The following is a 10,216-nucleotide window of genomic DNA, read 5'->3' as shown; positions in this document are numbered from 1 at the left end:
GATGGTCTTCTCCTTCTTCGACGCCGCTGCATAAGCCGCAGCGTACTTCTTAGTCACCTCATACCTGGCCTTCAATGACAATCCCTCACGATCCATACCCCATGGTCGCCATACACCCACAAATTTCACGGGGAAAAATACATGAGGCACGGCCCCTGTTCACCCGGGGACTTTCCATGAGTCTCGTCGAAAGCTTGCGGGTGCTGTTCAGCGGTTTTTAGGCTCGCATGGACCTTTTGATCGGCCCCTGATGCCGTGAGCACTCTCTGACTCGAAGGATCACAGTGAAGAAGACCATCCTCGCTCCCGCCGTGGCTCTGTCGCTTGGACTGACCGGCTCACTCGGAGCAATTGCAGCACCCGCATTCGCAGACGAAACCGCGAAGAACGAACCGACAGCCAAGTCCCAGCAGGAAGAACAGCCCACTAACGACGGCACCACGCCCTCCAAACCCGGTGAGGATGACGGTAACGACACCGAAGACCCCAACAACCCCGGTGAGGGCGGCAAAGAAGGCCCCAACAAGCCCAGTGACGGCGGCAACACTGACGGCACCGGCGACGAGGACAGCACCGAAGAAGATGCCACTGAAACCAATGAAGGTGAAGAGGGCGCTACGGATATAGGCTCAGCCGAAATCAGCGCCAACAAGATCACCCTGAGCGAATTTCGCGAAAAGGGCGTCGACGTCTCGTACATGGACGGCGAGCCCGGCAACACGGTCGACTTTTGGCTGCGCAGGAGCGGCAGCGAGGCCGTCTTCTACTCCGACCAAGTAGAAGTCGATGAGAGCGGCAATGCCGGAGCCACCCTCAAGCCGAAGATTGATGACGAACACGCCGAACACTTCCTCGGCGAATACGAACTCGACGTGTTCCTGGCCTTCGAGACCCATACCGTTAAAGTTGACACCCTCAAGTTCTCGGTCGTTGCTGATGAAGACGGCAGCGACGACGAAGCTCCGGCTAAGGACGCAGCTCTGAAGCTGTCGGAAAAGAAGGTTAAGGCCGCTGACTTCGTCAACGAGGAAAAGGGCCTCAACGCCGTCGTTTCGAACCTCGAGCCCGGCACCGAAGTCAAGTTCAACGTTGCAGGCACTTCCGGCAACGCCAAGAACGTCCGCCCGTTCAAGCAGACCGTCAAGGCTGACAAGGACGGCAACGCGGTCTTCAGCATTAAAGGCATCAGCGAGGACAACCCTTCGGCGTACCTCGGCAAGTACACCGTCACCGCTGAATTCGACGGCCAGAAGCTCGAAGACTCCTTCGAAGTCGTCTCCGGCAAGGGCGGCAAGAGCGATTCCGAAGAGTCCGGCAGCGGCGGCGGATCCGTCTCCGGTGGCGCCTCGGACAACGTGAGCGGCTCCAGCGACTCCGGCACCCTGCCGCGCACCGGTCAGGGACTCGGAGGTCTGGCAGCAGGTGCCGCACTGCTCACCGTCGGTGGTGCAGCCGTTCTGCTCACCCGCCGCACCCGCAAGGCCTGAGCACAACGCAGCCTCAGAACTGACATTCTGAACTGACACGCAGAAGGGGCGGCCCACACAGGGCCGCCCCTCCTTGTTGCTTGAAAGCCGCGCCGCTCAGGGCCTTACTGCAAAACGGCCGGCGGAGCCGCTACCGGGTACGACGCGACGAAGTGCCCGGCATCAGAACACCGGCAATGCGCCTGGCCGGACGCGCCCTGCGGCCTGCCCCCTGCGAGTCCTCAAACAAGGACACAACATCACCAGATGACGCCGCTGCGAAAATCCTGCCGGCAGTCTCCAGCCGCCTGCGCATCGCGTCCATTTCGGCGCGCATAGCTTCCTGTTCGCGGCGCATAGCCTCGATTTCTTCGCGCATCCGCAGGATCCGCTTAATGCCCTCGAGGTTGATGCCGTCATCCTGGCTCAACCGCTGCACCAGCTGAAGCTTCTCAATGTCGTCAGCCGAATAGCGGCGACCGCGCCCAGCAGACCGCTGAGGTGTCACCAGCCCCAGACGGTCATACTGCCGCAGTGTCTGCGGATGCATGCCGGCCAGTTCAGCGGCAACAGAAATCATGTAGACAGGACGGTCTGCGGGAATCATCACGCTTCACCTGCCCTCCTCTGCAGCCCTTCACGCGGATCTTCACCCGCGGTAGCAGCGGCAAAGTCCTCTACGGCCTTCTTCGCATCCGCATTCAGATTGCGCGGCACCGTCACTTCGACGGTCACCAGCAGGTCGCCCTTGCCGGACTTCGCATCAATGCCCCGCCCACGCAGACGCAGTGTGCGACCCGACGGCGTGCCCGCAGGAATCTTCATGGTGACCGGCTGCCCTCCCAACGTGGGCACCGAAACCTGAGTTCCAAGAGCCGCCTCCGGGAACGTCACCGGCAGCGTCATACGCAGATTGTTGCCATCACGCGTGAAAACGCTGTGCGGTGCAACCTCGACCGTGAGAATCACATCGCCAGCCTGACCGCCGTTGGGGCTGGGCTTGCCCTTGCCGCGGACGCGCACCTCCTGTCCGTCCTTTACCCCCGCGGGAGTACGGACAGTCAGCGGTTTGCCACCGGGCATCTTGAGCTTCACGGTGGCGCCTTCAACGGCTTCCGTAAAGCTCAGACGAGCCTTCGAGCGGATATCCCCGCCCTTCTGCGGAGCCTGCTGGTAGCCGCCGAAACCGCCACCGCCAAAGCCTCCACCGCCGAACAGGTCAGAAAGATCCGGACCCCCGCCGGGGTAACCACCGGTATATCCGCCGGCACGAGTCCGACCCCCTCCACCGGTGTTGAACAGTCCGGAAAAGATGTCCTCAAAGCCACCGGCACCAGCACCGCCGGCACCCGCCTGGAACCTGGCGCCGCCGCCCATGGCGCGCACCTGGTCATACTGTTTGCGGGTTTCCGGATCGCCGATCACCGAATTGGCAGCCGAGATCTCTTTGAACTTGTCTTCTGCTTCCGCGTTTCCCGGATTGGCGTCCGGGTGGTACTTGCGGGCAAGTTTGCGGTAGGCCTTCTTGATTTCAGCATCGGAGGCATCCTTGGAGACTCCGAGCGTCTTGTAGTAGTCCTTCTCGAACCACTCATTCTGCGGTCCCGAGTTCATCCGGCCCCTCCTTTCAATGCCGAAATGTTCTGTTCTTAGGTTCTTCTAGCGGCCGAGGCGGAGCCCCACCTTCCCCGCGGGTCACCTGGGTGCCCCTGCGGGTGGTCGGAAGCTCCGCCTCGGCAGCTGTGTGCGTGTCAGGCCTCGGGGAGGTGAACCCCTACCCGAGCCGCCCGAATGACACGTTCGCCGATCTTGTAGCCGGGCTGCATGACCATGAACACCGTGGGCTCTTCAACATCAGCCGAAGGCTGCTGCATAAGAGCGTCGTGGATGTTCGGGTCAAAGACTTCGCCGACTTCGCCGTACTGCACGACGTCAAGCTTGCCGAGAACTTCCAGGAGCCTGTCGACGTGCTTTTCGTACGCACCGGTGACGTCGCCGGCTTCGCGAGCCAGCTTCACTTCGTCAAGCACCGGCATGAGGGCTTCGACCGCGCCCTGCAGGCCAGCTGCACGAGCGACCTCCTGGTCGCGTTCCGAACGGCGGCGGTAGGCCGCGTATTCGGCGTTAAGCCGCTGCAGGTCGTCAAGGTAGCGCTTGGCTTCGTCCGATTCCGGCTGCGGTTCGGCATCTTCGATACCCGAAGCGTCGTCGGGAATCTCGACACCGAGGTCCGAGGCGTCGGCCGCCGGCTGCTCTGCACCCTGCTGGGCTTCCGGCTGCTGTTCGGACTCCGGGGCGTCGGCCCCGTCCCCGGCCTGACCCGCGGGGCGGGCCTGACCGGTTTCGGGATCAATCCGACGGTTGTCCTTGAACGAGAAGCCCTGGTCGCCGGCGTCGCGGCCGTCTGGGTTCTCGGTGGTCATTACTTCTCCTCGTCTTCGTCGACGACTTCGGCGTCAACGACATCGTCGTCAGCAGAACCTGCGTCAGCCTGTGCGCCTTCCGCGCCGGCTTCAGCCTGAGCTGCCGAGTAGATGGCCTCGCCCAGCTTGGTCTGCGACTGCTGGAGCTTGTCGTAGGCCTGCTTGACGGCGTCGTCATCGTCACCCTTGAGGGCTTCCTTCAGAGCATCGACGTCTGCCTGGACTTCGTTCTTGACGTCTTCGGGCAGCTTGTCGTCGTTGTCCTTGATGAGCTTGTCCGTCTGGTAGGCGACAGTCTCCGCGTTGTTGCGGGTGTCAGCAGCTTCGCGGCGCTTCTTGTCTTCTTCAGCGTGCTCTTCTGCTTCGCGCACCATGCGGTCGATGTCTTCCTGCGGAATAGCCGAACCGCCGGTGATCGTCATGGACTGCTCCTGGCCGGTGCCCTTGTCGGTGGCCGACACGTGCACGATGCCGTTGGCGTCGATGTCAAAGGACACTTCGATCTGCGGCACACCGCGCGGAGCAGGTGCAATGCCGGTCAGTTCGAAGGTGCCCAGCGGCTTGTTGTCGCGCGTGAATTCACGCTCACCCTGGAAGACCTGAATCGACACGGACGGCTGGTTGTCTTCGGCCGTCGTGAAGGTTTCGGACTTCTTGGTGGGGATCGGCGAGTTGCGCTCGATGAGCTTGGTCATCACGCCGCCCTTGGTTTCCAGACCCAGCGACAGCGGGGTGACGTCAATGAGCAGCACGTCCTTACGGTCACCGCGCAGCACACCAGCCTGGACTGCAGCGCCGACTGCGACGACTTCGTCCGGGTTGACGCCCTTGTTGGGCTCCTTGCCGTTGGTGAGCTTCTTGACGGTTTCGGCCACTGCCGGCATACGGGTGGAGCCGCCGACCAGGACCACGTGGTCGATGTCGGACAGGCTCACGCCAGCATCTGCGATGACCTGCTCGAAGGGCTTCTTGGTGCGGGCCAGGAGGTCCTCGGTGAGCTCTTCGAACTTGGCGCGGCTGATGGACTCATCCAGGTGGATGGGGCCGGATTCGCTCATCGACAGGTACTGCAGCGAAATGTTGGTGCTGCTTGCGCTGGACAGTTCCTTCTTGGCCTGCTCAGCAGCTTCCTTGAGGCGCTGCATAGCGGTGGGGTCCTTGGTGAGGTCCACGCCGTAGCCGTTCTTGACCTGGCCGACCAGGTAGTCAACCAGGCGCTTGTCCCAGTCGTCACCGCCGAGTTCGTTGTCGCCCGAGGTGGCACGCACCTGAATCGTCGAGAAGTCGTCTTCGTCCTTGCCGACTTCCAGGAGCGAAACGTCGAAGGTTCCGCCGCCGAGGTCGAACACGAGGATGAGTTCGTCTTCCTTACCGCGCTCCAGACCGTAGGCCAGAGCTGCTGCGGTGGGTTCGTTGATAATGCGCAGGACGTTCATACCGGCAATCTGGCCGGCGTCCTTGGTTGCCTGACGCTGAGCGTCGTTGAAGTATGCGGGGACGGTGATGACGGCGTCGGTCACGGTGTCCTGCAGGTACTCTTCAGCGTCGTGCTTGAGCTTCTGCAGAATGCGAGCCGAGATTTCCGGTGCCGAAAGGTCCTTGTCGCCGAGCTTGGTGGTCCAGTCGGAGCCCATGTGGCGCTTGACTGAGGAAACGGTGTTCTCAACGTTGGTGACAGCCTGACGCTTGGCGATTTCACCCACAAGGGAATCGCCGTTCTTGTTCACTGCGACAACCGACGGAGTGGTGCGGCCGCCCTCAGCGTTTGCGATGACCTTCGGTTCGCCGCCTTCGAGAACCGCGACGACCGAGTTGGTGGTTCCAAGGTCAATACCTACTGCACGAGCCATGTTCGTGTCTCCTTTCAAAAGAGCCTTCGCACTCTGAGTGCATCTGACTCAAGTCTGCTACTGGATGCTTGGGTCGTCAACCTCATTGAGCCTGAGACCTTCATCAAACTTGCGTTCACTAGGCTCAACCCTAAAGGGCCTGACCTTATTCCCCGCCGGAAGAAAAAACGGGAAGAAGTTTTGTGACAGCCGAAGTCGATCTTGAGAAAAATTTTCGGAACCAATAAAGCCCCTGGTCAGGAGGCCACTTCGCGCCCTCATGGCAACTCAAGTCCGAAATCTTGGACAAAAGGCACTTTTGTGACCACCGAGTCAACTGGTCAGTAAGTTACTTTGAAGTCGTCAACTCGGTGACATGCGTCACCAAACAAGAATGACGACCACGAGAGGACCACCCGATGAAGCTGACACAGTCACTCCTGCGCTCCGCCGCCGGCGGTCTGACAGCGCTCGCAGCGACCGCAGCCATGGTTGCAGCCGCCTCCCCCGCCTCCGCGGCAACAAACACCCACGAGTACCCGGAAACCCCAGCCCTCAACCCGAACCTGCCGATCGTCAAGACGACCCACAAGTCCGACCACATCAAGGCAAACGTCCTCAACCCTCACCCCGTGTGCAACGCGCTGGAAGACAAGCGCACCACCGTCTACAAAGTCACCGACAAGTTCCTGCCCGTCGGCACCATCTCCACCACCAACAACACCGACAAGGCGATCCCGCTGACCCAGAACACCTCGAAGTCACAGTCGATTTCGCTTGAGGTCAACGGCAGCCAGACCGAATCCGTGTCTGTCAACGGCGGCGGCTCCGCATCCAAGAAAGACACCACCGGCAACTTCGGCATCGCCTGGGAACTGGCCAAGACCATCGGCGGTTCGGCCTCGTACTCCCTGAGCTGGGACGTCGGCCAGACCATCGGCCCCTACGATGTCCCCGCCGGCAAAACCGGCGACGCCACCTACGGATTCCGCGCCATCAACATGATCGGCACGCAGCAGCACTGCAAGTCCGACGGCACCTGGTCGAACCCGACCGCATGGCGCGCATTCTCGCCGATCAAGAACGAAGTCCGCGTCAAGATCTACGGAAACGCCTCCGAATCGGACCAGACCGGCAAGCCCACGGTTGAAGAGAAGCCGAACCCGAAGCCCACCGAGAACACCATCGAACCCGATGACACACCCGTCAAGGGCTCCGACGGCAGCAAGCCGGCGGGCAAGCAGAAGCTCGACCTCGAACCGCAGATCACCGTGACTGACGGCAAGGTTCCCGGCTACGCGGGCATCGCCGCACTGCGCGTGAAGAACGTCGGCACCAACCGCTACTTCAGCGAAGACCCGGCAGTGGCCTACCGCGTTGACGTGAAGACCGAAGACGGGCCCGAAGGCGTTGACCGTCTGATCACCCCGGGCTGGTTCAACGGCGCCTACACGCAGGATCTCGGCTTCAACAAGAAGACCTCGACCCGCTCCTTCCTCGTCACCCTGTCCAATCCGGTGAAGAAGGGCGAAAACCAGCTGATCGCCAACTTCAAGTTCGGTGACGGCAAGACCACCGAAGGCCGCCTGAAGAACTCCATTTCGGTCACCCAAGTTGAACGCGCAGAAGGCGACAAGTCGACCTACAACGACCAGAACGTGTCCTCGAAGGACATCACAGTCAATGACCTCGGCAAGCCGGCCAAGCACAAGGGCATCTTCTGATCGACCAGCATAGGCAATCGGGCCGGTGGGACACTCCCACCGGCCCGATTCGCATCTGTCCCGGTCACACCCGGCACAAACACGACCCCTGCGACTATCGTGGTGGGCACAACGACTGTCAGACCGCCACCGACAAACACCGGAGCCCATGACTTCCACATCAGCCGAATCCAGCCAGCCGACCGTCACCGCCCCCTGCGGCACAGTCCGCGGCCTCAGCGACGGCGAAGTCGAGTCCTACCTGGGCATCCCGTACGCCCAGCCGATGACAGGAGCAGCGGCTTTTCAGGCACCTCGGCCCCTGGAGACCCTGCCCGGCGGGGAGTTCGAGGCAACCACTTTCGGCCCTCCCTGCCCGCAGTTCATGCCCGCCGGCGACATCCCATTAGAGGAACACCGCGACGGCGATGACTGGCTGAGCCTCAACGTGTGGACCCCCGCCCAGCGCACGCAGGGTCAAGCCCTGCCGGTCATGGTGTGGATTCACGGTGGGGCCTATGTCCTGGGCGGTTCAGCCGAACCGCAGTACAACGGCACCGTCTTCGCCCGCGAGCGCTGCGTCTTCGTGTCCATCAACTACCGGCTGGGACTCGAGGGCTTCCTTCAGCTGGACGACGCTCCGGCCAACCGCGGACTGCTCGACCAGATTGCCGCACTGAACTGGGTGCGGGACAACATCGCCGCTTTCGGCGGCGACCCGCAGCGAGTGACGGTGTTCGGCGAATCCGCTGGTGCCGGCGCCATTCACTGCCTGCTGACAATGCCCGATGCGCAGGGCCTGTTCCAGCGCGCCATCCTGCAGTCCCCGCCGTCCATGGTCCTCGAAGCCGACCTCGCAGCCCAGATCACCGACACGGCTGTTCGTGCGGCAGGCCAAATGCACCCTGAAGCGCAGGCAACGCCCGAGTTCTTCGGCTCACTCAGCCTGACCGAGCGCCGCGCGGTGCTTGAGGAGCTCAACTCCACCGCCAAGCGCAGCATGGGCACATGGGGCGCGGCCGCAGCATTCGAACCGCCCCTGACCCCGGTGGTCGACGGCACTGTGCTGCCGCGCGGGCCGTGGAAGGCGCTGCGCAGCACTCCGCCGGACATTCCGGTGATCATCGGCAGCAACGCCGAGGAGTTCAACCTGTTCATGGCGCTTGCGCGCAGCCAGCCGAATGAAGCGGTCGCACAGCGCATTCTGGGAACCATCGGCCCGCGCACCCAGCCGGAGTCAGCGCAGTACGCCCATCTGGTCACCGCACCAGAAGGCACAGCTCGCCCACCGGTCATCTACGAGCGCGTCAACACCGATTTCATGTTCACGGTGCCGGCCCTCGACATGGCCCAGGCGATTCCGGACGCGTGGACCTATCTGCTGGAGGCCGACCCTCGCGGCGGAATCCAGGCCGCCCACTCGGTCGACCTGCCGCTGCTGTTTGAGAACTACACCGACGGGATGGGTGCACTGACCTTCCCGCAGGGCCCCACGGAGCGCGAACGCCGCACAGGCCGCCGCATGCGGGACGCCTGGCTGCGCTTTGCCCGCACCGGCCGGGCTGACTGGCCGGAGTTCAGCCACGACGGCGCCACCCGGATTTTCGACACCCACACCGACGAGGAGCGGGTCCTCCCGCACCCTCTGCTGGAGCGCTGGAAGTGTTTTGTTCGCCAGCCCGCGGCACCCCACGGACTGCTCTGACTGGCTGATCTGACGAGGCGCCGCCGGGCTCCCGCCGGCTGTGCGGCTGACGCTGGCGGCAGGTTGGGTCGGCTTGCCCTTCAGATGCGGATGATGATTTTGCCGGCCGCGTGACCGGCCTCAACGTCCGCCACCGCCTGCGCCGCATCCGCAAAGCGGTAGCGGGCTGAAACCCACGTGGGCGCGGCCGATGCGGCCAACAGCTGGGCGATGCGCGCGTAGACTTCGCGCGTCCGGTGCCGAACAATGCCCGATCCGCCGAGTTCTTTCGCCAACCCGGGGTCTGCCGCTGACAGAATCCGCACCTGCCGACCAACATCACCGGCTCCTTCACCCGCTGAACCAGCAGCAGAACCAGCAGGCACCTCGTCCGACAGGAGCTCGGCGCCCTCACGGAGCACATCGCCGCCCACCAGATCAAGAATTGCCACCGGTGTGCCCAGCCGGCGTACCCGGTCGGTCCACCCCGGACCGGATTCGACGTGTTCAGCGCCCATGCGCGTAATGACATCGTGTTTCCCAGCCGAACCCACTCCCCACACTGTGAGGCCCGCGGCTTTGGCAAGCGACAGAGCAGACGATCCGACGCCTCCTCCAGCGCCGATCACCAGCAGCGGCTGGCCCGGCCGCAAGCTCAGCTGATTGAGCGCATCGTGCGCGGTCCCGAACGCCGCGGGAATGCTGGCGGCTGTTCCCGCGCTCAGTTCTTCTGGCAGCGGGGTCGCCGAGGTGCCGGTCAGCACTGTCTGTTCGGCAAAAGTTCCGATGCCGGGAGCCGCCGAACCGAAAACCCGTTGGCCGACTTCCAAGTCAGTCGGAGCGTCCGGACCGAGTTCGCGGATGGTGCCGACAGCCTCCCGGCCCATGGCCATGGGGAAGCGCACCGGAAAAGACTCTTGCCGCTGCCCGGAGCGGACCTTGATATCGCCGGGATTGACGGTGGTCGCGTCGACGTCGATGAGCACGCCGTCACCCTCTGGTCGCGGGTCGGGAACATCGAGGAAACCGGCCACCTCGGGGCCGCCGTATTCAGTGAAGCCGAAGATTCGCATAAGAGCTCCTGTCGCGCGTCGTTGCCGGCAGCGGTCTT

General features: G+C 63.0%; 8 protein-coding genes. 3 read left to right on the top strand and 5 right to left on the bottom strand.

The window, feature by feature from the left end; genetic code table 11:
- Positions 1–284 precede the first annotated feature (284 nt).
- On the top strand, positions 285–1,487 hold the full coding sequence (locus tag Bravens_RS10290) for a hypothetical protein (protein WP_062023222.1): 1,203 nt from the start codon (positions 285–287) through the stop codon (positions 1,485–1,487).
- A gap of 130 nt (positions 1,488–1,617) precedes the next feature.
- On the opposite strand, the gene Bravens_RS10285 is transcribed toward Bravens_RS10290, so the two are convergent.
- The 4 genes from Bravens_RS10285 to dnaK form a co-directional block, all read right to left on the bottom strand.
- Positions 1,618–2,073 (bottom strand): heat shock protein transcriptional repressor HspR, encoded by a 456-nt coding sequence (locus Bravens_RS10285; protein ID WP_062023219.1) that lies wholly within the window; start codon positions 2,071–2,073, stop codon positions 1,618–1,620.
- Positions 2,073–3,080 (bottom strand): DnaJ C-terminal domain-containing protein, encoded by a 1,008-nt coding sequence (locus Bravens_RS10280; protein WP_062023216.1) that lies wholly within the window; start codon positions 3,078–3,080, stop codon positions 2,073–2,075. Before Bravens_RS10280 ends, Bravens_RS10285 begins: the two co-directional genes overlap by 1 nt.
- A gap of 137 nt (positions 3,081–3,217) precedes the next feature.
- Positions 3,218–3,889 (bottom strand): nucleotide exchange factor GrpE, encoded by a 672-nt coding sequence (locus Bravens_RS10275; protein WP_062023213.1) that lies wholly within the window; start codon positions 3,887–3,889, stop codon positions 3,218–3,220.
- The gene (gene dnaK / locus Bravens_RS10270; RefSeq protein WP_062023210.1) at positions 3,889–5,739 is read right to left on the bottom strand and encodes a molecular chaperone DnaK; all 1,851 of its coding nucleotides are present in this window, start codon (positions 5,737–5,739) and stop codon (positions 3,889–3,891) included. The genes Bravens_RS10275 and dnaK overlap by 1 nt, the downstream gene beginning before the upstream one ends.
- A 398-nt stretch (positions 5,740–6,137) precedes the next feature.
- Between dnaK and Bravens_RS10265 the strand changes: the two genes are divergently transcribed.
- Both Bravens_RS10265 and Bravens_RS10260 read left to right on the top strand, forming a co-directional pair.
- Positions 6,138–7,442, top strand: coding sequence for a hypothetical protein (locus Bravens_RS10265; RefSeq protein ID WP_062023207.1), 1,305 nt, complete (start codon positions 6,138–6,140; stop codon positions 7,440–7,442).
- A gap of 148 nt (positions 7,443–7,590) precedes the next feature.
- Entirely contained in the window at positions 7,591–9,126 is a 1,536-nt protein-coding gene (locus tag Bravens_RS10260; RefSeq protein WP_062023204.1) for a carboxylesterase/lipase family protein, read from the top strand.
- A gap of 80 nt (positions 9,127–9,206) precedes the next feature.
- Here the strand turns inward: Bravens_RS10260 and Bravens_RS10255 are convergent, their stop codons facing one another.
- Complete coding sequence (locus Bravens_RS10255) at positions 9,207–10,178, bottom strand: alcohol dehydrogenase catalytic domain-containing protein (protein WP_062023202.1); 972 nt, start codon at positions 10,176–10,178, stop codon at positions 9,207–9,209.
- Between the last annotated feature and the right edge of the window lie 38 nt (positions 10,179–10,216).

This window comes from Brevibacterium ravenspurgense, from assembly GCF_001584615.1.
In the GTDB taxonomy this organism is placed as follows: domain Bacteria; phylum Actinomycetota; class Actinomycetes; order Actinomycetales; family Brevibacteriaceae; genus Brevibacterium; species Brevibacterium ravenspurgense.
This window is presented reverse-complemented; position numbering and strand designations above follow the sequence as displayed.